Source organism: Flammeovirga sp. SJP92, from assembly GCF_001583495.1.
Classification (GTDB): domain Bacteria; phylum Bacteroidota; class Bacteroidia; order Cytophagales; family Flammeovirgaceae; genus Flammeovirga.
The window spans coordinates 1-23,335 of the sequence record NZ_LQAQ01000090.1 but is presented as its reverse complement, the minus strand read 5'-3'; the positions used below and the strand labels follow the sequence as shown (position 1 = coordinate 23,335).

22 protein-coding genes are annotated in these 23,335 nt (G+C 35.1%); 15 read left to right on the top strand and 7 right to left on the bottom strand.

Annotation, left to right across the window (positions count from 1 at the left end; translation table 11 throughout):
• The first annotated feature begins 12 nt into the window (after positions 1 to 12).
• Positions 13 to 1,158, top strand: coding sequence for a cysteine desulfurase family protein (locus AVL50_RS19025; protein ID WP_062618073.1), 1,146 nt, complete (start codon positions 13 to 15; stop codon positions 1,156 to 1,158).
• Positions 1,159 to 1,161: 3 nt separating this feature from the next.
• Here AVL50_RS19025 and AVL50_RS19020 read toward each other — a convergent pair whose 3' ends face one another.
• Positions 1,162 to 1,515, bottom strand: a complete 354-nt coding sequence (locus tag AVL50_RS19020; RefSeq protein ID WP_062618072.1) for a hypothetical protein — start codon at positions 1,513 to 1,515, stop codon at positions 1,162 to 1,164.
• Between the two features lie 180 nt (positions 1,516 to 1,695).
• On the bottom strand, positions 1,696 to 2,124 hold the full coding sequence (locus AVL50_RS19015) for a very short patch repair endonuclease (protein ID WP_062618071.1): 429 nt from the start codon (positions 2,122 to 2,124) through the stop codon (positions 1,696 to 1,698).
• Between the two features lie 289 nt (positions 2,125 to 2,413).
• On the opposite strand from AVL50_RS19015, the gene AVL50_RS19010 reads away from it, so the two are divergent.
• The 4 genes from AVL50_RS19010 (at position 2,414) to AVL50_RS18995 (ending at position 6,826) form a co-directional block, all read left to right on the top strand.
• On the top strand, positions 2,414 to 3,013 hold the full coding sequence (locus AVL50_RS19010; protein WP_062618070.1) for a hypothetical protein: 600 nt from the start codon (positions 2,414 to 2,416) through the stop codon (positions 3,011 to 3,013).
• Positions 3,014 to 3,167: 154 nt separating this feature from the next.
• Positions 3,168 to 3,719 carry an outer membrane beta-barrel protein gene (locus tag AVL50_RS19005; RefSeq protein ID WP_062618069.1) on the top strand — a complete coding sequence of 184 codons (552 nt, stop codon included), beginning with the start codon at positions 3,168 to 3,170 and terminating at the stop codon, positions 3,717 to 3,719.
• 601 nt (positions 3,720 to 4,320) lie between these two features.
• Complete coding sequence (locus tag AVL50_RS19000; RefSeq protein ID WP_062618068.1) at positions 4,321 to 5,691, top strand: histidine-type phosphatase; 1,371 nt, start codon at positions 4,321 to 4,323, stop codon at positions 5,689 to 5,691.
• 268 nt (positions 5,692 to 5,959) lie between these two features.
• Positions 5,960 to 6,826: a hypothetical protein gene (locus AVL50_RS18995; RefSeq protein ID WP_062618067.1), complete on the top strand. Its 867-nt coding sequence runs from the start codon at positions 5,960 to 5,962 to the stop codon at positions 6,824 to 6,826.
• A 189-nt stretch (positions 6,827 to 7,015) separates the two neighbouring features.
• Here the strand turns inward: AVL50_RS18995 and AVL50_RS18990 are convergent, their stop codons facing one another.
• The gene (locus tag AVL50_RS18990; protein ID WP_062618066.1) at positions 7,016 to 7,390 is read right to left on the bottom strand and encodes a VOC family protein; all 375 of its coding nucleotides are present in this window, start codon (positions 7,388 to 7,390) and stop codon (positions 7,016 to 7,018) included.
• A gap of 104 nt (positions 7,391 to 7,494) precedes the next feature.
• On the opposite strand from AVL50_RS18990, the gene AVL50_RS18985 reads away from it, so the two are divergent.
• The gene (locus AVL50_RS18985; RefSeq protein ID WP_062618065.1) at positions 7,495 to 7,731 is read left to right on the top strand and encodes a VF530 family DNA-binding protein; all 237 of its coding nucleotides are present in this window, start codon (positions 7,495 to 7,497) and stop codon (positions 7,729 to 7,731) included.
• 136 nt (positions 7,732 to 7,867) lie between these two features.
• On the opposite strand, the gene AVL50_RS18980 is transcribed toward AVL50_RS18985, so the two are convergent.
• Positions 7,868 to 9,133 carry an exo-beta-N-acetylmuramidase NamZ domain-containing protein gene (locus AVL50_RS18980; RefSeq protein WP_253764306.1) on the bottom strand — a complete coding sequence of 422 codons (1,266 nt, stop codon included), beginning with the start codon at positions 9,131 to 9,133 and terminating at the stop codon, positions 7,868 to 7,870.
• Positions 9,114 to 10,889 (bottom strand): glycoside hydrolase family 3 protein, encoded by a 1,776-nt coding sequence (locus tag AVL50_RS18975; protein ID WP_172826883.1) that lies wholly within the window; start codon positions 10,887 to 10,889, stop codon positions 9,114 to 9,116. The genes AVL50_RS18980 and AVL50_RS18975 overlap by 20 nt, the downstream gene beginning before the upstream one ends.
• Positions 10,890 to 10,994: 105 nt before the next feature.
• Here AVL50_RS18975 and AVL50_RS18970 point away from each other — a divergent pair, with 105 nt between their 5' ends.
• From AVL50_RS18970 to AVL50_RS18960, 3 genes are all read left to right on the top strand, one after another.
• Positions 10,995 to 11,939, top strand: a complete 945-nt coding sequence (locus AVL50_RS18970) for a hypothetical protein (RefSeq protein ID WP_062618063.1) — start codon at positions 10,995 to 10,997, stop codon at positions 11,937 to 11,939.
• Positions 11,940 to 11,943: 4 nt separating this feature from the next.
• Complete coding sequence (locus tag AVL50_RS18965) at positions 11,944 to 14,631, top strand: CHAT domain-containing tetratricopeptide repeat protein (protein ID WP_062618062.1); 2,688 nt, start codon at positions 11,944 to 11,946, stop codon at positions 14,629 to 14,631.
• Between the two features lie 72 nt (positions 14,632 to 14,703).
• Complete coding sequence (locus tag AVL50_RS18960; RefSeq protein WP_062618061.1) at positions 14,704 to 15,423, top strand: response regulator transcription factor; 720 nt, start codon at positions 14,704 to 14,706, stop codon at positions 15,421 to 15,423.
• A 3-nt stretch (positions 15,424 to 15,426) separates the two neighbouring features.
• Here AVL50_RS18960 and AVL50_RS18955 read toward each other — a convergent pair whose 3' ends face one another.
• Together AVL50_RS18955 and AVL50_RS18950 are read right to left on the bottom strand one after the other, a co-directional pair.
• Positions 15,427 to 15,945 (bottom strand): thioesterase family protein, encoded by a 519-nt coding sequence (locus AVL50_RS18955; RefSeq protein WP_062618060.1) that lies wholly within the window; start codon positions 15,943 to 15,945, stop codon positions 15,427 to 15,429.
• 59 nt (positions 15,946 to 16,004) lie between these two features.
• Positions 16,005 to 19,049, bottom strand: a complete 3,045-nt coding sequence (locus AVL50_RS18950; RefSeq protein WP_157491444.1) for a putative LPS assembly protein LptD — start codon at positions 19,047 to 19,049, stop codon at positions 16,005 to 16,007.
• A gap of 220 nt (positions 19,050 to 19,269) precedes the next feature.
• On the opposite strand from AVL50_RS18950, the gene AVL50_RS18945 reads away from it, so the two are divergent.
• From AVL50_RS18945 to AVL50_RS18920, 6 genes are all read left to right on the top strand, one after another.
• Positions 19,270 to 20,214, top strand: coding sequence for an MlaD family protein (locus AVL50_RS18945; protein WP_062618058.1), 945 nt, complete (start codon positions 19,270 to 19,272; stop codon positions 20,212 to 20,214).
• Between the two features lie 185 nt (positions 20,215 to 20,399).
• Positions 20,400 to 21,029: a hypothetical protein gene (locus AVL50_RS18940; RefSeq protein WP_062618057.1), complete on the top strand. Its 630-nt coding sequence runs from the start codon at positions 20,400 to 20,402 to the stop codon at positions 21,027 to 21,029.
• 158 nt (positions 21,030 to 21,187) lie between these two features.
• Positions 21,188 to 21,607 carry a Fur family transcriptional regulator gene (locus AVL50_RS18935; protein WP_062618056.1) on the top strand — a complete coding sequence of 140 codons (420 nt, stop codon included), beginning with the start codon at positions 21,188 to 21,190 and terminating at the stop codon, positions 21,605 to 21,607.
• 73 nt (positions 21,608 to 21,680) lie between these two features.
• On the top strand, positions 21,681 to 22,208 hold the full coding sequence (locus AVL50_RS18930) for an RNA polymerase sigma factor (RefSeq protein WP_062618055.1): 528 nt from the start codon (positions 21,681 to 21,683) through the stop codon (positions 22,206 to 22,208).
• A gap of 11 nt (positions 22,209 to 22,219) precedes the next feature.
• The gene (locus AVL50_RS18925) at positions 22,220 to 23,005 is read left to right on the top strand and encodes a hypothetical protein (protein WP_062618054.1); all 786 of its coding nucleotides are present in this window, start codon (positions 22,220 to 22,222) and stop codon (positions 23,003 to 23,005) included.
• Positions 22,977 to 23,216 carry a hypothetical protein gene (locus AVL50_RS18920; protein ID WP_062618053.1) on the top strand — a complete coding sequence of 80 codons (240 nt, stop codon included), beginning with the start codon at positions 22,977 to 22,979 and terminating at the stop codon, positions 23,214 to 23,216. The genes AVL50_RS18925 and AVL50_RS18920 overlap by 29 nt, the downstream gene beginning before the upstream one ends.
• Positions 23,217 to 23,335: the final 119 nt, after the last annotated feature.

Sequence of the window (23,335 nt, the reverse complement as noted above, 5' to 3'; positions counted from 1 at the left end):
GACGTAATATACATGCGTTCAAATAACATTATGATTTATTTAGACAGTGCTGCATCCGCTCCAATACATAAGGAAGTTTTAGAAGTTATAAATGATACATACAAACATCATATTGGTAATGCATCAAGTACACATATATATGGTAAAAATCTAAAGAATAAATTAAATCATTCCATCAAACAAGTTGAATCCTTATTCTGTTCTGATCAATACCATACCATTTTCACATCAGGTGCAACAGAATCAATAAACTTAGCCATAAAAGGTGTTTTTCAAAGTAATTACGAAAAGGGCTCACATATTATTACTTGTAAAACTGAACATAAAGCAGTTTTGGATACTTGTGAGTTTCTAGAAGATATTGGAGCCGAGATCACCTATTTAGATGTTGATTCAAATGGACTAATTAGTTTAAAAGACCTTGAAAATGCTATAACAGATGAAACTATTCTAGTAAGCATCATGTTTGCAAACAATGAAACAGGAGTGCTTCAACCAATTAATGAAATTGCTAAAATATGTCATGAAAGAAATACATTATTTATGACTGACGCAACACAAGCAGTAGGTAAATATCACATTACTTTAAATGATAGTAATATAGATATACTAACCTTCTCTGGACATAAAATTCATGGTCCCCAAGGTGTTGGTGGTCTTCTTTTTAAAAAAGATATAAAAATCAGTCCTCAAATCCATGGTGGTCAGCAACAAAACTCATTCAGATCAGGCACCTACAATATCTCCAACATCATAGGGTTAGGAAAAGCGTGTGAGTTATCACATCAAAACCTAGAACAGAATATTAAGGTCTTAACCACTTTTCAAAAAGAATTTGAAAGTAATTTATTACAACTAGAATGTGCTTCGATAAACTGTGCAAATACACAAAGGCTTCCAAATATTTCAAACGTTAACTTTAAAGGAATTGATGGCAACCTTCTATTAAGAAAATTCGAAAATTCTATCGCTTTTAGTTCTGGTTCAGCTTGTACGGCAGAAATTATTGAACCTTCTCATGTATTAAAAGCTATGAACTTAAATAATGACGATGCATTTTCAAGCCTAAGATTTTCTTATTCTATTTTTAATACAAAAGAAGAACTATTAAAAGCCACTACTGAAATTAGTAGCTTCATCAAAAACTTAAAGGGTTAAATACTAATCATAAAAGAACCCTTGATCATAACAACTCTTGGGTTCTTCATTTTTCCATTTCCAGAGAAGAATGTTTTCTACGATATTTGGATATTTGATATTTTCCCCTTTAATAAAAATACCAAGATCTCTGAGTTCACAATTTTTCTCTACTGCATCTTGCTCAGTAAAGCCGTTCATTTCAGCCAACAATTCAAAATAGTCCTTTCCTCGAAAATCACCATAACCGTTATAATGATTTTCTTTCCAAATATTTCCTTTATCATCCAACAAATAAACTGGAAATGTTTCTTTTGAAGAGTGTACATTGGCTACACTTCTTTTTGTGTCTTGAGTGATCCAGCTAAAAAATCCCATAGCAATTCTTAGATAAGGTTATTAATTTTTGAGTTCTTAAATACTTATTCTCTAAAACGGAGAATATCGTTTTAATCAACTTATTTTAGGTAAAACTCGTTAAGCTTTAAATTTAAATCAACAGACTATTATCGACATAACCAAAATTATTAATCAATAATTTTAGGGAAAGAACGTTTGTTACCTAATACTATAAAGAACAGACAAAATATTATCAAACGTTTCCTCCCTTTTCTCCTTAATCTCACACTCCCAAATCGTAATCACATTCCAGCCCATTTCTATGAGTTTGTGTTTATTCAATATATCGTTTGCTCGATTTCTACTAATTTTCCATTCCCAATAATCTACCCTACTCTTCGGTAATCGAAAGTACTTGCAATCTTGATGTCCGTGCCAAAAGCATCCATTTACATTGATCACGGTTTTATATTTTGGAAGAATGATATCTGGTGTTCCAGGCAACTTCTCTCCTTTACTTTTTCCATGTAACCGAAAACGAATCCCTTCTGCATGTAAAAACTTTCTCAAAATCATCTCGGGTTTGGTGTCCTTTGACTTGATTTGAGACATGTTGTAGGAGCGTTGGGATTCGTTGAGGGTGTCCATATTTTATTGATGTTAGGAGTACATTAATATTACTGCATGAATTGCTTTTTCTCAACAAAATCACAATTTAGTTTGACATTTTCCCAAAAAACAGCTAATCTTACTGTACATTGATTGTATCAATGGAATTAATTTTTTCAAAAACTAAGCTTATTCTCACTGCACAAAGATTCATACATTTTGCTTCAACGTATTCATATCCCCTATCTGAAAATCAATGTATTTTGATGCTGAATCCTATGTCAATGATGAATTGTAGTGTTTAAGCGAACTACTTAAACAGCATATCATGTCAATTTCAAAGTTAAATGAGAGAAAAATTCTTGAACGTGCACGCTATACTTTTAACGGTGTGCTAAATACGCCTCAGTTAAAGCATTTATTAAAGCTCAATGGGTATTCAATTGCAAAGGTGGAAAAGGGACAGTTAATGATCTCGGAAACGGAAGAACTGTATAAGCAATTGGGGCAAGTCCGTGAAGAGTTGAAACGTTTGGAGGAACTGACAAAAGTTAGAAGGTGTCAGCTTTTTAATTACTTTAATATCCATAGACAGTCATTGATTCAGCTGTATCATAATGATCAGTTGGAAACTACTGCATTAAGATTGGATAAAGAAATGCCAACTGCCACTCATGATAGGATGAAGGAAGTAGAAGTGATGTACAAAACCATTATCAAAAATATATTTATTAAAGACAGAGTGAAGGAGATCAATATCGATGAAAATGCTTTAGACCAAATCCAACGTATTATTGATGATATAAAGGAAAAACAGGAACGAATTATTGGATTGAATACGAATGGACAAACCATTTTTGTATTGATCACTGAAAAACAAGAAGTACTGTCACGTCAAATTGAAGAGATTGCTTTATTCACCCAATGACAACATGAAAGGTAATTTATTGCTTAATGTATCAACTACTAATTGACTATCACAATAGTCAGATTTTTATGTTTTACAGTTGAATTTTATATAAAACTCCTCTCGACATCACCGTTAAAGAGGTTATAATTTTTAATTTAAATCATATTAATTCATGAAAAAGCATTTATTCTTTTTACTAGGTACATTATTATTTTTCTCTGTGAATGCTCAAGCACAGTTTTATGTGGGAGCCTCAGGAGGTAACTCTTTTATCAACCAAAATTTAAATGATATAAATGGCAACAGTTTTAAGGTAGACGACAACACTGGAAGCTGGAAAGTCTACGGTGGTTTAGGGAATAAATTCCTTGGTATTGAGGGTGGTTATAGAAGTGTGGGCACAGCTTCTACTGTTGCCAATGATGTCCCTTATGAAACTTCGATTACTGGTTGGGATGTTGCTGCTAAAGGAACAATTCATATTGGGCCAGTATTTGGTTTTGCTAAAGCAGGTGCCTTTTTTGGCCAATATGACAATAGATATCCAGAAATCAGCAGTCTGGAAAAAGATACTTCTTTTATGTGGGGACTAGGTGCGGGTGTTTTGCTCGGAGATACATTTGAAATCCGTATGGAATGGGAATCTCTGAATCTGCAAGGAAGCAATAACATTTCGACGTTGAGCTTAGGAACTGCTATCCACTTTGGTGGTGGAAAGAACTGATCGGCTGAATATAGTTTGCATAAATTAATTGCTTTTTTAAAACCCATCTCTTTTTCTGAGATGGGCTTTTTTGTTTATACGATTCAAAATGTACTTTTCATCCTTTAGCTAATACTATTAAATTGCAAAAGTCGTAAGTATCTGAACTCATTATACAAGTTAGCACTCGCAACTTGTACATGCTAGTACTTACAACATGTACACGCTAGCACTTACAAAATATACATGCTAGCACTTGCAACATGTACACGCTAGCACTTACAACTTGTACATATGAGCTCGTTTTTATTACTTCATTGTGGTCTTTATTCAAACACAAAAACATAGGGCGAATAAAAGGAGGTCTTTTCTGCTCTTGGATAAAGAAATCAATAGGTAATACTGTAATTTTAACACTTACAACCAACAGCAAATCACCCAATTTCAATTGATAAATAGAGAGTTAGAAACAAAAAACGATAGTTTTCACAATAATTATTTAACATATCAAGGATTAAACTGATTCCTAAAGACTTATTAACTATAAACTAACATTAGAATGATGCATTAGTAATATCAATGTTACATTTTTGTGTCACTAATTAAAATCTACCTTACAGTAATGATTAAATATCTAAAATCAACTTTTCTTGTCATTCTAGTTTTATTCTCCCCAATAGCTTGTCAGAAAGTTGAAAACTCCTCCAGGGTGGTAGAAGTAAAATGGCACCTAGGATCTAAACAAAACTACATTACACCAATTGAGAATGTTGAATTACCGGAAGACTATAATTTATCTTTTATTGCTCATGTAGCAAGACATGGCTCTAGGTTTATGAGCAGTCCCAATGAGGATATTGCTTTGTTCAATTTGATGAATGACGCCAATCATAAACAACAATTAACGGAAGCAGGTCAAAAACTTTTAGAAGAAGTTAAGGAGCTGACTATGTTGCAGTTTGGTCGTTATGGAAGACTTACACAACTAGGCCGTCAAGAGCATTTTGATATGGCAAAAAGGTTGTATCAATTGGACAGTGCATTCTTCAAATCTTCCAATAAATTGGTAGGAAATGCCACTTATAAATCGCGTGCTCAAAACTCTAGAGCTTCTTTCATTAGAGGTTTAAAAGCAGAAGGTGTACAGGATAATTGGGAAAAATATGATTTTGAAAAAGGAAATGACCCCCTGCTTCGCTTCCATAAAATCACTCCAAAATACAAAGCTTATAAAGATTCCGCTGCTTGGCTGAATCAAATCAATGATATTGTTAATTCGGATCAGTACCGTAAAATAGCAACAAGTGTTCTGCCTCGATATTTCAAAAAGGAATTTCTAGAACAATTTGAAAACGATGACGTCTTTTACTTAAATGGCAATGATGAAAAAGCTATAAGTTCTCAGATGGATATTGTTTTGGCACTTTACGAATGCTTTAAAATATCATTTGCTATTCCTGAAAATCAACGCCCTGATTTTATGATTTTCACACATGAGCAAACAAAGCTTTTAGCAAAGGTAGGCGACATTGAGACGTTTTATGAAAAAGGCCCAGGGTTTCCAAAGCGTAACACCTCCTATTCTAATTCCATTGGTTTGTTGATGGACCTAACCAATCAATTGAAGCTGGCATCAGAAAACAAACTGGATTATCAAGGTTATTTTAATTTTGCACATGCTGAAACTACACTTCCTTTGTTGGTTTACTTAAATCTTAATAATGCCAATAAAAAATCAAACAATGTATTGCACATTGATTGGTCAGCGAGTGATTATGCCATGATGGCCACCAATATTACTTGGATGTTATTAGAGAAAAAAGAGAAACAATTTATTCAGATTAGGTTTAATGAAATCCCTGCAACACTACCGATTAAAAGTAATAAAGAGGGGCTGTATGCTTTAGAGGATTATGTACAATATGTTGAATCACTAGTAAAACCATTCCAAATTAGTGATACAAATTATAAAGAAATCGTATCACACTTTTAAAATAGTTTGATATATTTTAGTTCGATGCTCACGGCTTTTGCCGTGGGCTTTCGACGTTTCATACCCATTCACACATCAAAACCTATTAGGTGACCAATCTTAAAAGCTTGATCTTAACAACCTGAAAAACAACTCAGTTTACAACACGATAACCACTAACCCTTTCACCGAAAAACCTATTTTCACATTTCAATTCTTTTTTTACAATTTCTTAAGAGTCTGATTTTAAATTTCATATGTCATAGAGAAAACTAAAAATTTATACTCTATGAAACTCAGTATCATTCTCTTCTTCTTCATTATCAGCACTCCTCTTTATGCCCAAAGTAAAATTCAAAAAGCAAAGAAAAGTGTAAAACAAAAAAAAGAAAGACCTTATGAAAAAGTAAGTGACAACGAACTCAATAATAAGGCTGGCGAAGCTGTGTTTGAAATTTTAAGAAGGGCGGCGACAAGACAAAACTCAAGCCTCGCGAATACTGGAAGAGTAGTACCTTCAGAAACAACTATAAATACAGGTTATGACTCTTCTTCTTATAGAAATCCCCAGCTTCATGATCAAATAAAGCCTCCTTTGAAGCTACTGAAATACCCTTTTGCTGATGGCTATGCCGGAAATACAGTTCGAAGTTTTGAATATTCTGCTCACACCACTTTCATCCTCGAAGGTAATTATTATACTGAATCAGAAACTATTAAAGGCTTTAATGGTATGGCACAACTCAATTTGGGTCCTAAATTCAGTTTCAACCTTAGAGGAAACTTATTGAGGGAAGAAATAGATGATACCAAAGAAAAAATGAATATGTATCACCTCAATGCCACTTACCATCTTGTTAATGAAGAAGCCGTGAATATTTGGTTAGGAATCGGTCTTTCCACACTATCACTTGATGATGCATATACGGGGCATAATTACAATGTTGGAACAGAGTTGTTTATTGCAAAACCTGTTAGTTTATATTTCACATGGCACTTCGGCACCTTTGATGAGGATATTAAATTCCAAGAGATTCATCTTGACCTAAAGGTATACCTTCGAAACTTTTACTTGAAAGCAGGGTACCAAAACACCAAGATTGTGGATGTTGGGTTTAATGGATTTGCTTTAGGGGCTGGTGTGGTTATTTTTTAGGAACCTTTGATGATTCGCGTGGATGTTGCGATATAACATCCACGCAATGATTTCTTCCGAAGTACTGTGACAAAAGAAAGTGGCATTTTGAACGTAAAAAAGTTCCCATTTCTTTTGTCACAGTACTTATTATAGAATGTATTAAAAACAGTCAGTTTGAAATATACAATTCATTTAGAAAGCTATGAATTATTTTAATTTCCAAGGCGGATTCAAACGGTTCTCACCGGCAAAAAACAAGATGATCTGATTTCCATCCAAGTCCTTCAAGCGGGCTTCTCTCCAAAGCCATGTCTGATCTGTGGGCATCATCTCAAACTCAATACCTTGAGCAAGTAATTCCTTTACTCTTTCGTCTAGGTTTTCACATTCAAAATAGACATAAATACCGTTACCCTGTGGAAGTTGATCTACGAGATGTAATGAGAAAGAGGCTCCATTTTCGCACTCAAATCTAGCATAGTCATCTGAGGTATGTACAATTAGCTTTAAGCCCAGTTTCTGATAAAATGTGATGGCCTTTCTCACGTCTAAAGTGGGAACAGTAATTTGATTTAAGTTCATATCAATTAGTTTATTTTTATAAAAAGAGATATTTCAAACATGCTCTTATCAACAATGAGTAATGAAATAATAACTACTCCATATTAATTTTTTACATTTGCAAAATGGAAAATACAAAACAAGATCAGCCTAATAACCCTTTGCATGGTGTAAAACTTTATGACATAGTAGAATATTTAGTGGACTATTATGGTTGGGAACAACTTTACAATAGAATTCAAATCAATTGCTTTTACAACAACCCATCCGTTAAATCAAGCTTGAAGTTTTTGAGAAGAACTCCTTGGGCTAGAGAGAAAGTTGAACAACTGTATCTTGAAAAGAGGAGTAAACAAAGCTAATACCTGAACTTACAGATCAATCTTTTTACTCAATTAGTTGGGTTCAGCTCCCGTTGGTGTTGAAGGGAAAAGCGTTAAGAATTTCATGTATTGAGCCGTTAAAAATGTTGATTTAAAGTTGATCATAATTAATGTACTAATCCTTGTAAAGTAAATATTTCTTTCGCATTAATTTATAATCGTCTAATTTCTCTTTCCAGACAGCTTTTATTTCAGCTTCGGTTTTCCCTTCATTCAGGGCCAATCTAACTTGATCTGTTCCACATAGAAGGTCCATCCATTTGTTCTTGGAGATGACCGTTTTTCCTTCTTCAGCTTTAAATTTCTCATTCCAATTAATGATATAAGAAAGCTGTAATCCACCTTTTCCCATGGTTCTTAAATCCTCTCCATAACATAATTGATCTTTTAAAACTGGATTTGAAGCGGCGCCAGGAGTAGCTTTCGGTGTAAATTCAAATCCTCCTAATTTTTGATTCGGATAACCAATCACCTGAAAAGGAAAAGAAGTTCCTCTGCCAATACTAACCGGAGTAGCCTCAAAAAAGCAAAGAGAGGGATAGAGTAAAATGGACTGATCATTCGGCAAATTAGGAGATGGTTTTACTGGCAAACTAAAAGGCATAGAGTGATCATAATGTTTGACTGGAATCACTTTCAATTCACACTTCGTTTTATTTCTCAGCCATTGTTCACCATTAATCATTTGTGCTAGCTCTCCTACTGTCAGTCCATGTAGAATTGGAATTTGGTGCATCCCAACAAATGACTTGAACTTCAGATCTAAAACAGGGCCATCAACATACATCCCGTTAGGATTTGGACGGTCCAAGACCAGCATTTCTTTCCCTGCCTCAGCACATGCTTCCATCATATAGTGCATTGAACTGATGTAAGTATAAAAACGACAACCCACATCTTGAATATCAAAAATCACAAGGTCCACCTGTTGCAATAGTTCAGGAGATGGGCGTTTATTTTTCCCATAAATGGAGAATATTTTTATTCCTGTAGAAGGATCTATATCGTCATCCACATGGGCGCCCGCATCTTCATTTCCTCTAAAGCCATGTTCAGGTGCAAAAATCATTTGAATATTGACTCCTAAAGCCACCAAAGAATCCACCAAATGCTGTCCTTTTATAATAGAAGTTTGATTGACCAAAACTCCCACTTTTTTATCTTTTAAAAATGGTAAATAAGCTTCAGTCTGTTCAGCACCAACTACGATTTCAGGAACCGTTTCTTTCTCTTCTTTGATTGCAGTAGTCTTCGTTTCTGCTGTACAAGCAAAATTCAAGATGAATAGAAACGGGATTAAAATATCTTTATACATTGCTGTGATTTTTTCAGTATTAAGTACTAATACAAATTGTAATGAACTAAATATTTGGGTTTTCAAAAGATTTAAAAGATATTCCTTCCTTATATCTCTTATCAATAGTGACCGGCAAAGTTCCTTTCGGCTGAATTTTACCCACAATCAACTTGCCCACTGCTTTTCGAAGTGCTTTTGAATTTTGATAAGTAAGAATCACACTGTTTTGTTTTTCTATACCTTGAAATGAACGAAGTACGTACGCGTTACCCAAGACCACTGTAAAGTGTTGTGGCAGTGAACGTGCTTGCTCTATATATTTGATTTGAGTATAAGTAATTTTATAAGGGTATCTCATAGCTGGGGAAGCCTTCCCTTTTTCTAATTCTACGGCAATGTCCTTTGCTCCCTGTGTCATATAAAATCCAGAAAGTTGACTAATGACCGTATCAAACTTTTTCAGCTTTTTGATTAATGCATTCACTTCAGTTGTAGAAGCTCTTTTAGAAAGGAAGAATGACTCCACTTCCAACCCTTGCTCTTTTAATGCTTTTTCAACTTCGGTATAATTCTTTGAGCCAACATTAACAATAGCCACTTTACCGTTGCCCTTTTCCAAAGGAAGCCCTCCTTCATATTGTAATAACGTCACAGCTTCATCGGCAATATTTTGAATGAGCTTTCCAGCTTTTTTGGGATGAAGATCAGCATGAAGATTTTTAGTCGAAATGGATTGAGGCTGATGTAAACCTGCCCACTTTTTCATCAAAAGAACTCTCCATCCTTTATCGTCAATGGATTCCCAAGTGATATTTCCTGCTTCAATCTCATCTTTTACGGCATCAATTGCATCTCCAATATGATTGGTAAACTCCACTACATCATTCCCTGCCACCAAGGCTTTTGCATCTGCCTTACCATAGTTCTTGAATCGTTTTGTAATGGCATTCATCAAAATACCATCTGTAAAAACCAACCCGTTAAATGCTAAAGAATCTCTCAGTATTTCAGTAATGATTTTGGGAGATAATGAAGAAGGCTGTTCATCCCATACTGGCACGCTCAAATGTGCAGTCATTACGCCTCCTACTCCTGCTTCAATCAGTTTTTTATAAGGATACAATTCCATGGAATCCAAACGAGCAACATCATGAGGAATTACTGGCAAATCTTTGTGGGAATCTACACTAGTATCTCCATGTCCGGGGAAGTGCTTTCCTACGGCTAAAACATTCTGAGATTGCAGACCATGCATATATTGAATGGCTTTTGAAGCTACTTTTTCTTTGTTCTCTCCAAAAGACCTGTAATTGATGACTGGGTTCAGTGGATTATTATTCAAATCCACCACAGGGCCGTAACTAACACTCACTCCCACTCTTTTTAATTGTTCCGCCATCTGGACACCCATTTCATATATCAACGAGTCATTTTCAATTGCACCCAAAGTCATGGCATAAGGATAAGAAATTCCATCTTTTGGTAAACGCATGCCTAATCCCCATTCAGCATCCAAGGTATACACCAAAGGTGTTTTGGCTACTTTATTCAATTTGTTGATGGCATTGATTTGCGTTTCTGCCCTTCCTTTAAAGAAGATAACACCGCCCACGTTGTATTTTTCTACAAGATCTTCCACCTCACTATAACTGTTGGAAGTGTAGTGAGGCACAATAAATAATTGTGCAATTTTTTCATCCTCGCTCAAAGAACTCCAAACTGAGTCTACCCAATGTAAATCATCCATTGAAGCATTAAAAAAAGCAGGATAACGCTTTTCTTGGGCCAACGTTATTGTACTGATGACAATAAAGACCTTTAAAAAAAATATTGATTTCAAGAAATTAGGCATATATTACGGAATAAGTGTTTTTCTGTTAGCTCAAAACACTAAATTAATAACTCTCTTATCAAAAAACATTGTTTATTTACTTTCTTTTCATTGATGACAAAGAATTTTTTTGCGATTATTTCCGCTCTTCTATTATTTCACCATAACCTAATTTTTGCACAAGGTTGCAGTGATGCAGGCATCTGTACTACTGGAGCACTGAACCCCGAAAATGACGGTGAAAACCTTTCGTATTTTGAAAATAAATTTACGATTGATTACCTACTTTATACTCAAATCTATAAAGACAATCATACCGACCAAGGTATTGGCGTAGCGATCAACTATCACCTTAACAGGAGAAATAGTTTTCAGATCAAAACAAACTACGCTATGAAGGAGAGCCCACTCACCACCACAAGCGGTATTGGTGATATTACTTTGGCGTATAGTTACGCCCTTCTTCAAACAGACAAATGGCAAGTATCAACGGTGATTGGTGCCAAGATTCCGACATCAGATGCTGATGCTACTCTCAACGGTTTGCCTCTGCCAATGTACTTCAATACTTCACTAGGTACTTATGATGCACTCATTGGTATTGCCGTTTCTTCCAAAGCATGGCACCTTTCTGTAGGATACCAACACCCGCTTAATACTGCCACTAAGCATGAGTACGACCCGGATTATTGGGCGGAACAACCTAATTACAAATGGATGCAGAACTGGTACCCGGCCACTCGTCACCTAGACCGTAAATCAGACGTATCTGCCCGTTTGAAGTATACTTTAAGAACTTCAAAATGGACAGTCGCACCTTCTGTACTAGGAATTTATAAATTAGAAAATGCTTATGTGGAGAGCCTTAATAATGGGAATTATGAGTTTGAACGTTCTCTTGGGCTTGCATTAAATGTGCTTATAGAGGGCAGTTATAATTTCACTCCTCATTTTAGTATGGGAGCCGTTGCCGCTTATGCTGCAGAACAACGTCCTTTCAACCCTGATGGTTTAGCTAGAGATTACGTATTTAACCTACTATTAAAACATCAATTCTAAGACAATGAACAAAAAACTACTTTTTTATACTATATACTTACTTCTACTTCCTGTCACTTTATTGGGTCAAAATATTTGGCTGGATAGTGCCATTACTTATTACGAATACGGCAACTTCGATAAGTCTATTATTTTACTTCAGAAAATCCCTTCTTCATCATCAAAAAAAATATTGAATAGAAAAAAAGCCTGGCTAGGAAAGAATTATGGTCAGCTGGGACTTTACACAAAGGCATTTCAGATTCTTGATGATAACATTGAGAAAAAATCAATGACCTATATCGAAATTCTTAATGCAAAAGGCTTTCTATACCAAAATCAAGGATACCCTAATGAGGCCATTAAGGTATTGGAAGAAGGTGAAATGCTTTCAACTCGGTTTAAAAATACCGCTTTATTAAACACTTTGAAAATTGAAAACTTCTCTTTGACAGGCATTGCTTATTGGCAATTAGGAGCACTTGATGATGCTACAGATTATTTAAAACAAGCATTGCTATTGAATGAAAATGCCAATGATAAAATTGGAGCAGCGAATATCAATCTAAATTTAGGGTTGGTATACAGTTCTACAGAGTCCTTCAAAGCACAATATCACTATGAAGAAGCTCTTAAAGTGTATAATGAAGTATACCCCAATGAAGATCATCCTAGCATGGCTTCGATTTACATCAATATTGGAATCATCTTTCAGAAAAACTTTTTCTTAGACAAGGCAATCGCTTCTTTTGAAAAAGCGGCGAACATTTGGGAAAAAACCTATGGAAGTAATCACCCCAATGTAGCTTTTGCTTATGTCAACATGGCAGAAGCTTATCTCAAAAGCAGTCAACCTGATTTGGCAGTTGAGTTTTATGATTTGGCCCTTTCTCAATATCAATCCATTTTTGGGGCAAAACACCCAGAAATTGCCAATATATTCCTTAAGAAAGGACAAATAAACTTTGATGCAGGCAATACTAAAGAAGCATTAAGATTATATCAGGAGGCTTTGATAGCCAACAACACAAATTTTAATGATCCCAGCATAAGAAGTCAACCTCTAGGAGATGATTTTATCAGTCCTTTTATCAATATTGTTGTGTTACAGAAAAAAGCTGAAGCGCTTGAGAAACTGCATTATACGAAAACACTTAAAAGGAGCGACTTAATTGTGGGTGTAGAGGGATTAAAGATTGCACATCATACCATTCAGAATGTAAGAACCACACAAAGAAGCAAAGCAGACAAAATTCGCCTCAGTGCCATTACTAATGATATTTATTCAAGTGGTATTACTTTATGTTTGGCATTGTCAAAAGCCTCTATCAATACAGACAAATGGGTAAAGGAAGCTTTCAATTTTGTAGAATGGAGCAAGGCGGCAACCCTTTTGGAATCGATCCAAGAAACCAATGCCAAGTCATTTTCAGGCATTCCTTCTTCTCTTTTAGAAAAAGAAAACTTGTTGCTCGAAAAAGTGAATTCTCTAGAGCAACAGATTTTGAATTGCAACCCTTCAGAAATTCAACGATTAGAAGAAGAACTATTCAAAACTCAAAATGAATTGAAAGTACATGTCAATGCTTTAGAAAAAGAATATCCTAAGTATTATGAATTAAAATACAAGCAGGAAAATATTACATACAGTGAAATTCAAGAGAGTATTGGCAGTAATGAAGCTTTGATCAGTTATTTTATTGCAGAAAAAGAAGAACTTTTATACATTTTCGTTATCACAAAAGGAAGTATTAGAATATTTACTGAAGTTTTTGATGATAATGTTAAAGATGAGATCATAAGTTTAGAGACAGGTTTGAAATTCAACTTTGATGAAATCATCATCATGTCTACCAATTACTTATCTCCTATTCTATTTCCATTTACTTTCCCAGAGAAAATATCAAAGATTACATTCCTGTTGGATGGACAAATTAATAACATCCCTATGGACCTTCTTCTTACGGATGAGGTCACCGATAAAAGCCTTCCATTTAACAAGTATCCATTCCTGGTCAACAAGTACGCCGTCAATTATAACTTCTCCGCTACATTGGCTTTTACTAATACACAAGAAGAAGCATCTACTCCAAGTTTTGCCAGCTGGGCCCCTGTTACTTTCACAGACAGTTCAGGACATGAAGTGTTGAATAGCTTATACGGAACACTTTCTGAAGTCAATGAAATTGGTGCTTTGTTTAAGACAAAAGGATGGAATGCTGAGAATTTCACCTATACAAATGCTCGAAAAAGTATCTTGAAAAGTGACAGTGTCAACACCTACAATTATCTGCATTTTGCCACTCATGGTTTCGTTGATTCTGAGCATCCAAATCAGTCTTTTATCTACTTATTGGATGAAAAAGGGCAAGAAGGGCTACTTTATGCGGCAGATATTTACAACCTTGACTTAGACGTAAATCTAGTTACGTTATCTGCATGTCAGACAGGGATGGGTAAGCTGAGTAAAGGAGAAGGCTTAATTGGTTTGTCAAGAGCCTTGAAATATGCCGGAGCTAAAAACTCAATCGTTTCGCTATGGAATATTAATGATAACTCCACAGCACTTTTAATGAAGCATTTTTATAGTGGCATTACTGATGGAGAGTCTATTTCAACCTCTCTACAAAAAGCAAAAATTAAACTTATCCAAGATGGTCTTTACTTCAGTCCATATTATTGGGCTCCTTTTACATTAATTGGTCATCATTAGGAACTTCTGAACATACTGTAGTGTTGTTGGAATTGACTATGAGTGTTTTTACCCGAAAACAGTACAACGTTTATGAATAACAATGATACTACAGTATTAGTAATTGATGATGAGAAAAATCTATTAGACAGTATTATCGACTTACTTGAGATTAATGATTTTAATGTATTAGCAGCACAGAGTGGACTTGAAGCACTTGACATTATTGAGTATAAAATGCCAGATATTATACTTTGTGATGTTATGATGCCTAAAATGAACGGATACATTTTTCTAAAAGAGCTCAGAAAAAACCCTTTGGCTGTAGGCATTCCATTTATCTTCCTTTCTGCAAAAAGTGATAAACAGGATATCAGAAGAGGAATGGATTTAATGGCGGATGATTACTTGACTAAACCTTTTACACATGATGAATTGATCAGCAGTATTAATGCTAGAGTCAATAGAATTGATGTATTAAAAAGAGAAATAATGATGTTTATGCAAAACATCAACCATAGTTTAGATGTAGTCTCAACCAATAGTACTGAATATGAGGTGAGCAATGAATTGGAGACTGTAAAAGCAATGCTACGAAGTCAGAATGAGGCTATTGAGAAATATTGCCATATTAATTCGCATAAGGTTAGAGGACCGCTTTGCAGAATAATGGGATTGTTGGAGCTTTTTAATGAACAAGACACGAATTATAATAAAGAAATCCTATCGCATCTTAAAACAAGTGCATCCGATTTGGATAAAATTACCAAAGAAATATCTTACGCGATTTCAACCACAAGACCGGCAGTCTAATGACTAGCCGGTTATCTTTTCTTTTAATTGAGTGATTCTTTCTTCAAAAGTAGTTTGAGTAATATCAACATCTTTATTTCTGATGGTATCTAAATACTCAAAAACTTCTTCTTGGTGATCTGTACTCTTACCGGTATTGGCATCAATATATCTCATTTTAGACCAAAGAACCGTTTTAAGCTGTGTCTTTGCATCGTTCATCATATAATATTCCACTACAATGGAATTGTGATCTACATGAATAATGCTTGATTTTACTCTAACCCATTCTCCAACTGCAGCAGGTCTCAAATAAGAGATTTGATGATTAAAGATCACCCAACCCGTACCAAATTCTTTATAAATGTCGGCGGTGTTATAGCCATATAATTGTGGTACTCTATCTTCTCTAGCATTGAAGAAATAATCAAAATATTTAGAGTTATTAAGGTGTCTGAAAGGGTCACAGTCTTGAAAACGGATAATTACTCTTGACTCTGTTTCCTTAGGATAACTTTTCTGAAGGTCGTGATAAAAAGGCATATTATTAAGTGATTTTGAGTAGGCTAGAAACTATTTATTTGTTTCTAGCTTACCCTATCTTATTGAAATCTATCGTTACGGTCAATCCATGAGTTACGTCTCTCCCACTTCAAGTCCTGCAACATGGCCGCTTTCACAGCAATTGTAATATTATAAGACTGTCTTGGTCCAAAAGGAATCCAATTGGCAGTCAATTGCCAACAGTGTAAATCTCTTGTAATGTCGAAAGAAGTATAAGAGAACGCCGCTTCTTTAAAGTCAAAACCTGATCTAAAAGCAAATTTCCATTTTGGTGTCAAAGACACATCCCCCGAGAAAGTGAATGTCTGAGTTACGACAGGTTCAGCTTCTCCGGTTTTACTGTAGTTGAGGTTATAGTTTAAGGATAATGACCATGGAATATCAAAATCAAGATACAAGTCTGGATTTCTTCTCATCTGCTCAAGCATTTGACGTTCCATCTCGTTTCTTGGCTGTAATTCATCCAGCTTCTCTTCTTGTTTTTTCTTTGCTCCTTTAGGGGCTAATCTTGTTCCTAATGAAACCGTCACACTACTCAGGTCCGCAATTTTACCATCTGTATCCCAAAGAAGGTTTCTAGATTTATATTGGCTTGTTACTACCTCTTTCTTTTTTTCTTCATCATAAGCAGTTGAAATGACCTCATATTTGTAAGGGTTCCAACGTGACTGTACTGACACATCTACCTTTTTAAATAAAGTCGTTCTAAAACCTGCATTGATATCAGACCAATTCAATGAATCTCTTTCAAAATCATATCCAGAAGATATCTGCAAGTTATTCAAAAGCATTGTCTTTTTGGCCTTCCCAGTTTCCTCATCCTTTTTACCGGATTTGAGTTCCAATATGTTGTTGATGGAGAAACTTAAATTACTACTTCTGCCTGAAGAAGGCTTACCGACTAAACCACCTTCTGATCTAAACATTTCACGGCCTGTTTCATCTGTGTTTGATGTCTGCACCGTTTGATAGTAATCAAAAGTGGGATCACCAAAATCAGGTCTAAAACTCATGGAAACGTTAGGCTGAATGGTATGACGAATTACTGATCCTCCTTTCATATTGTAGAACATGAACATGTTGGTGTTAAAACCAACAGCTGTACTATATTCTTGGTATCTCGTTAATTCGTTTGTTGTATCAACTAATACCGCATTTTCCTCTTCGATAAATGTATAATCATATTTGAAAGGGTGCCAGTATTCTTTATAGCTAAAACTTGGAGAAAGTGTAAAGTATTTCAACACTTTCATCTGTGTTGACACAGGAAGATCATGTGTAATACCCCATCGGAATTGATCTGTATAATCACCAAAGTTGGTCAATAAATCAGGGTATCTTCCAGAATCATCTAATCCATCCGAAGGATCTTCTTCCGCTCCAATCACATCAAAAGGTAAACTACCCTGCCCTGGTTTGTTCGTCACAGATCCTGATGCTCTCATATTATAAGTAAAACCAATCTCTGAAATGGCATTAGACTTTTTGAATAAAGATTTAAAAGGTCTTGTACGTGCCACGTTAAAACTGGCTTCAGGAGTTAAAGAAGCTTCACCTGTCTGTACGTTTTGCTGGTAACGCGTTTGTGCTGTTGTTGACAAGTTTACATTACCAATCGTAAAGTTATTACTGTAACTTACCGATGAGTTCATTGATGACTGTAAGAAGTCGTTCGCATTCTGAGAGTTATTTCTGTTATAATCTGAGTTAGCGATATTAATGTTGGCCGAGAATCTAGAGTTCTTTTTACTTTCTTGGGAGTGTGACCACTGGATTTGGTAATCTTGTCTAACTGTGATGGAACCATCATTTTCTTGGAACAAGTTATTGACAAATGAGAACCTTGTATTACCACTGAATGCATATCTTTTACGGTATTGAGAAGATACATTCAAACCCCAACCACCTAAAGTATAGGCCGTACCTAAAACAGTTAAGTTAAAATAGTCTGTCAGTGCCAAGAACACACCACCATCTCTTAAGTAAAAACCTCTATCTGTAGATTCACCATAAGTAGGCATTACAAAACCTGAAGTATTATCAGTGGTTGCAGGGAAAAGGCCAAAGAAAAATCCCAATGGAAGTGGGGATTCATTTAGCTCTACTAAGAATGGACCTGAAACTACATTTTTCTCTGGTACTACTTTTAATTTTTTCGTTCGGAAACCAAAGTGTGGATGTTCTAATCGACAAGTAGTATAAACGTTGTCTCCCATATACATCTCTGGACCGGCTGTTTTTTTGACAATCTGCGAAGTAATAATACCATCACTTTCTTCTGTCACAATACCCTTGATCAGACCTTTTTGCGTTTCATAATTATAGATCATTTCGTTGGCATTGAAAGTACTTTCTCCGTCTTTGAAAATTGGTTTTTCTACAATTTTACCTGTGGAATCTGGGATACCTTGGGCTTTTACAATGTGGGTCACAAAGTTCATTTGAATATCACCTGCATTCAGTTTCTGTTCACCAAACTCCACCTCAGCATTCCCTACCATGTACATGGTTTGGGTTCGCATTACAAAATTGGAGGAATCGGAGGTGTATTCTACAGGAAAATCAAAGGCATCTTCAGTGCCCGCAATAGCATCATCTCCTTCCTTTTTCCAAAGATCCAATATTTCAATCATGTCCTCGGGAGGAAGCTCATGATCACTGAAATTATAAATTACTTCGTCCAAATCCTCAAAAACACCAGAAGTTTTCGCTTCTTCCCAATCTTCAGGATCGGTGGATTTTAAGGCGGAATTCAGTTGATTGATTCTTTCAACAATCTCTGGTTCTGCTAAGTCTTCACGTACTTGTTGAAGATCTCTGTCACCTCTAAAAAGGACTGAATCCGCAAAAGCTTTCATCGCAATTGCATAATTGGATATAAGCTCATTCTTAGCACCAGCATTAAGCAAATTCAATGTATTTGCCAACTCTCTCGCTGCCTGCCTACTTTTGGCAGTATCATTATAAATTCTAAAATATGCCTCATCTTCCAATTCCAAGGCATATTTGCTAGCTTTTGCTTCCGATGAGCTAAACATCATAAAAAATAAAGCACCAACTAGACCAAACAATAGGTTTTGCAAAAAATTAAGTATATCTATTTTTTTGAACAAAGTACGGATCATGTATCAGATGACATTTCGAAAGTCATATTTGACAAATTTAAGGTATTATTTCGAGTCTTCATTATCAAAAATGGAAAGAAATATAGAATAAATGATATTCTTTGATAAATTTGAGATGTCATAATTAAGCTGCAAGCTACATTAGAACAAATAAGATTTCAAATCAAATATTATAATTGTGTCCACAATCAAAGTTGAATTTTCACACGAAGTGAAAGTAGGTATTTTTGCAACTATCTCGGCCTTCGTGCTTTACTTCGGCTATAACTTCCTAAAAGGGATAGACATTTTTTCAGATCAAAATACTTTTTATGTCGAATACCCAAGTGCCGCAGACCTACAAGTCTCTAATAATGTCACCATAAACGGCTACATAGTTGGAAGAGTCTCTAGCATGGAGCTATTACAAAACCAAAATAATATGGTAAAAGTGTCATTGGATATTAACGATGATATTAAAATTTACAAAAACACTGTTGCTGTCATTGCCGACAAAGGGATGTTAGGCGACAAACAAATTATCCTAAGAAGTGACGGCACTGGAGAACTTGCTACTCCAGAAAGCACAATTGCTGGTGGTGTAGAAAATGGTATGGTGGCCGCTATTGTTGAAAAAATGGATCCACTTTTTGCCAGTTTGGAAGGTACTCTTGATTCTGCCAAACTCATGATGTCACAATTTAGAGTAGCAGGTGTAACTGCTGATTCTACATTGATGTCTGCTAAGTCAATTATGACGAAGGTAGATAATGGCGGTTTAGACAAGACGCTTGCCAACTTACAAGTGATGTCTGGTGAATTTGCTGCTGCATCTAAGAAACTGGAACCTATTTTAGCTAAAATGGATCACCTAGCTGATTCATTAAACGACGCACCATTGGCTCAAACCGTAAAAGAAGCTCAACAATTACTGGCTTCTGCAAACACTACTTTGCAAAACGTAAACGATCCAAATGGAACAGTGGGTGCTCTTCTTACAGAAAGAGAACTTCATGATCAAATGGTGAGAACAATGGCTGACTTGGATTCATTATTTATCGATTTCCAAGCACACCCTAAGAGATATGTTCACTTCTCTGTTTTTGGTAAAAAAGACAAAGCACCAAAGGAGAAGAAAAAATAAATTATCAAGACCAAAAACTTGAGTAGTTCATATTAATTCTTATTATTGTTTTTGTGATTACATGCTTCACTAAACTTTTACAAGAACATTCATGCATTTTTTAGCGTAGTACTTAAATAATTAGAAACAGAACATCTTTTACTTTTAATACTTGAGTACTTACAATAAAATTAAACTATAGATAAATGATTACAGGTAGTGAGTTAATTACGCTCGTAAGAGACGCAGACTTTTTTAATGAAATGCAAACCCTTAAGAAGGATTTCTTAAAAGTGGACCCTGCATTTATGGATCTAAGTGATGATGATTTCATTTCCATCATTTTAATCACTCCATCTATTGGTATTGCTTTAGCCAACGGCAGTGTAAGTCATTACGAAGAAATTACTTTAAGAAGAAAAGCCCGTAAGCTTTCAAGAAGAAGTTTCTTCCAAAAAAATGACCCTCTTGCTCCTGCATTAAAATACCTTTCGTACAACTTCTCTGAGTGGGAGAATCGTTTTTACAAGTTGATCAAACTAACGATGCACTCTTCTCTAAAAGAGAATAATGTTGTATTGGAAACGTTGAAGAACCCTGAATCATTGACTGGTGACCTTAAGAGAGATATCTTGAACGCTCCTTTCATCTTTGTGAAGTTTATCTCTTTCTTATTTATGGAAGAAGATGATGATTTACTTAATGAAAGAGCTATCACGGAAGTAGAATTGGAGAAAATTAAAGAAATTGGTGCAGCGCTAGAAATCGACAATGTACCTATCTTTAATGCATTCTGCGAATCTTTCGTTGTTAGGTCTGGTTCGTTAATCGACTAAATTAAGGTACTCTAATTGTACTTTTCAGATAATAAAAAAGAAAGCCTTACACCTTTATCTTATTGGTTGTAAGGCTTTTTTTGTTATTAAAGCTCATTAATAACAAAATTTTCAGAGTGAGAATATGTATTTATTCATCTATAAATTAATTTTGTACTATGAGTACAGAAGCGATAGATATTTTAAACGATTATAAACTTCGTAGAACGAACGGAAGAATTAGTATTATCAATATTTTCATGGATAGTAAAATTGCATTGAGCGAAAATATTATTGAGGAAAAATTGACAGGACTGTGTGACCGTGCAACAATTTACCGTACTCTAAAAACATTTATAGAAAAAGGTATTCTCCATAGAGTGATTGATGAAAACTCTATTGTAAAATATGCGATGTGCAATACCGATCATTGCTCAAGTACACATCATAGTCATGATCACGTACACTTCAAATGCCAAGTATGTGGCAACACTGAATGTATGGATGACTTGCAAATTACTCCTATGCAACTTCCAAACGGATACACTGCAAAAGAAACCAACTACTTAATACTAGGAACGTGCAAAAATTGTAATTAGTAAACTATTTTTTTAATTCTTCATGCAACCCTAGGTATCTTACGCTGTCTTTAAGGTAAACAAAGAAAAACTTATGACAGCGATAATAGAAAGATGCAAAGAGGGTGATAGAAAAGCTCAATTTGAACTCTATCAGCAATATTCAAAAGCAATGTATAACATATGTGTCCGCATCATCAATAACCTTGAAGAAGCGGAAGACATACTACAAGAGGCCTTCCTTAGTGCTTTTAGAAATCTAGATCAATTCAAAGGTACTTCATCATTTGGCTCTTGGCTAAAAAGGATTGTCGTCAACCACTCCATAAACCATGTAAAAAAGAGACGTCTTGAACTTGTTGAAATGGAAGAAGGCCGCATCCCAGACAGAGAGGATAATGACGGAGACCAAGACATTGATCTGATCATGAATATTGATAGAATTCGAGAAGCTATTCAACTCTTACCTGACGGTTATCGTATTGTTTTTTCTTTGTATTTGTTAGAAGGATATGACCATAAGGAAATATCTCAAATTTTGAATATCAGTGAATCTGCGTCCAAATCACAATACAGCAGAGCTAAAAAGAAACTGAAAGATATTTTAAAAGTATCACTCTAAATTCTCTTACCATGGATAAAATTGAAAAATTCATCCTAGAAAATAGAGGAAAGTTAGATGTTTTAACCCCCTCTAATGGATGTAATCAAAGATTTGAAGAAATTTTAAACGACAACCTTGAAAGAGAAGTAGTGCGTTTAAGATCCGATATAAAAGAACATCACCAACCCTCTGACCAAGTTTGGTCGAGGATTGAAAAAGAACTGCAAGACGAGCCTATTCATGAGCACAGCATTGATGATGTGATTGAAAATTCATCTTTTGATAAATTTGATGCTCCCAAAGGCCTTTGGGATAAAATCGAAAATGCATTGGATGAAGAGGACCAAAAGAAAGAAACACCAACAAACACAAAAGAAGTAAAACTATTATTTAGCAGACAATGGCTGTCAGTTGCTGCGATATTGATCATTGGTGTAGGCATCGGATGGTTTGGCAATAGTAATTTCAATACCGGAAAGAATACTATTCCGACTCAACCTCAAAATGAAGAATGGGAACAAGCAGAAGATTACTACATGTCTCTTATTTCTAATAAGAAAATGCAGATCAATGCTTTGAACTTTGAAGACATCAAACTGCTCGACGATTTTAATGTACAGTTAAAACACTTACAAAAGAATTACAAAGCATTGAAAAGAGAAGCTTCGGAAAGTGCTGAACCAGAAATTGTAAGAAAACAAATGGTGATCAACCTTGAGCTTCAAATCGAGCTACTTAACAAACAAATGGAAATTATTATCAACTCTACAAAACCAGAGAGGAATCATGAAGACAAAAAACAATATAATATATAACACAATTTTCTTATTCTTTATTTTCACTTCAATTGGGTTTGCACAGCATCCTAATCTGCAAGAGAAAGTAACTAAAGAAACTTTTAGTAAAATTGACAAGACATCTCTTATCACCATAGAAAATAAGTTTGGGGATGTGATATTGGAAACTTCCACAGGTCAAGATGATGTAACAGTAAAGGTGACAGTACAAGCATGGCACAGAAAGTAAAGTAACTAAAGAAACTTTTAGTAAAATTGACAAGACATCTCTTATCACCATAGAAAATAAGTTTGGGGATGTGATATTGGAAACTTCCACAGGTCAAGATGATGTAACAGGTGACAGTA

Bases quoted from the DNA above. Each gene is read 5' to 3' on its own strand.
- AVL50_RS19025 (WP_062618073.1), top strand. From the start codon at position 13: ATGCGTTCAAATAACATTATGATTTATTTAGACAGTGCTGCATCCGCT.
- AVL50_RS19020 (WP_062618072.1), bottom strand. From the start codon at position 1,515: ATGGGATTTTTTAGCTGGATCACTCAAGACACAAAAAGAAGTGTAGCC.
- AVL50_RS19015 (WP_062618071.1), bottom strand. From the start codon at position 2,124: ATGGACACCCTCAACGAATCCCAACGCTCCTACAACATGTCTCAAATC.
- AVL50_RS19010 (WP_062618070.1), top strand. From the start codon at position 2,414: ATGTCAATTTCAAAGTTAAATGAGAGAAAAATTCTTGAACGTGCACGC.
- AVL50_RS19005 (WP_062618069.1), top strand. From the start codon at position 3,168: ATGAAAAAGCATTTATTCTTTTTACTAGGTACATTATTATTTTTCTCT.
- AVL50_RS19000 (WP_062618068.1), top strand. From the start codon at position 4,321: ATGATTAAATATCTAAAATCAACTTTTCTTGTCATTCTAGTTTTATTC.
- AVL50_RS18995 (WP_062618067.1), top strand. From the start codon at position 5,960: ATGAAACTCAGTATCATTCTCTTCTTCTTCATTATCAGCACTCCTCTT.
- AVL50_RS18990 (WP_062618066.1), bottom strand. From the start codon at position 7,390: ATGAACTTAAATCAAATTACTGTTCCCACTTTAGACGTGAGAAAGGCC.
- AVL50_RS18985 (WP_062618065.1), top strand. From the start codon at position 7,495: ATGGAAAATACAAAACAAGATCAGCCTAATAACCCTTTGCATGGTGTA.
- AVL50_RS18970 (WP_062618063.1), top strand. From the start codon at position 10,995: ATGACAAAGAATTTTTTTGCGATTATTTCCGCTCTTCTATTATTTCAC.
- AVL50_RS18965 (WP_062618062.1), top strand. From the start codon at position 11,944: ATGAACAAAAAACTACTTTTTTATACTATATACTTACTTCTACTTCCT.
- AVL50_RS18960 (WP_062618061.1), top strand. From the start codon at position 14,704: ATGAATAACAATGATACTACAGTATTAGTAATTGATGATGAGAAAAAT.
- AVL50_RS18955 (WP_062618060.1), bottom strand. From the start codon at position 15,945: ATGCCTTTTTATCACGACCTTCAGAAAAGTTATCCTAAGGAAACAGAG.
- AVL50_RS18940 (WP_062618057.1), top strand. From the start codon at position 20,400: ATGATTACAGGTAGTGAGTTAATTACGCTCGTAAGAGACGCAGACTTT.
- AVL50_RS18935 (WP_062618056.1), top strand. From the start codon at position 21,188: ATGAGTACAGAAGCGATAGATATTTTAAACGATTATAAACTTCGTAGA.
- AVL50_RS18930 (WP_062618055.1), top strand. From the start codon at position 21,681: ATGACAGCGATAATAGAAAGATGCAAAGAGGGTGATAGAAAAGCTCAA.
- AVL50_RS18925 (WP_062618054.1), top strand. From the start codon at position 22,220: ATGGATAAAATTGAAAAATTCATCCTAGAAAATAGAGGAAAGTTAGAT.
- AVL50_RS18920 (WP_062618053.1), top strand. From the start codon at position 22,977: ATGAAGACAAAAAACAATATAATATATAACACAATTTTCTTATTCTTT.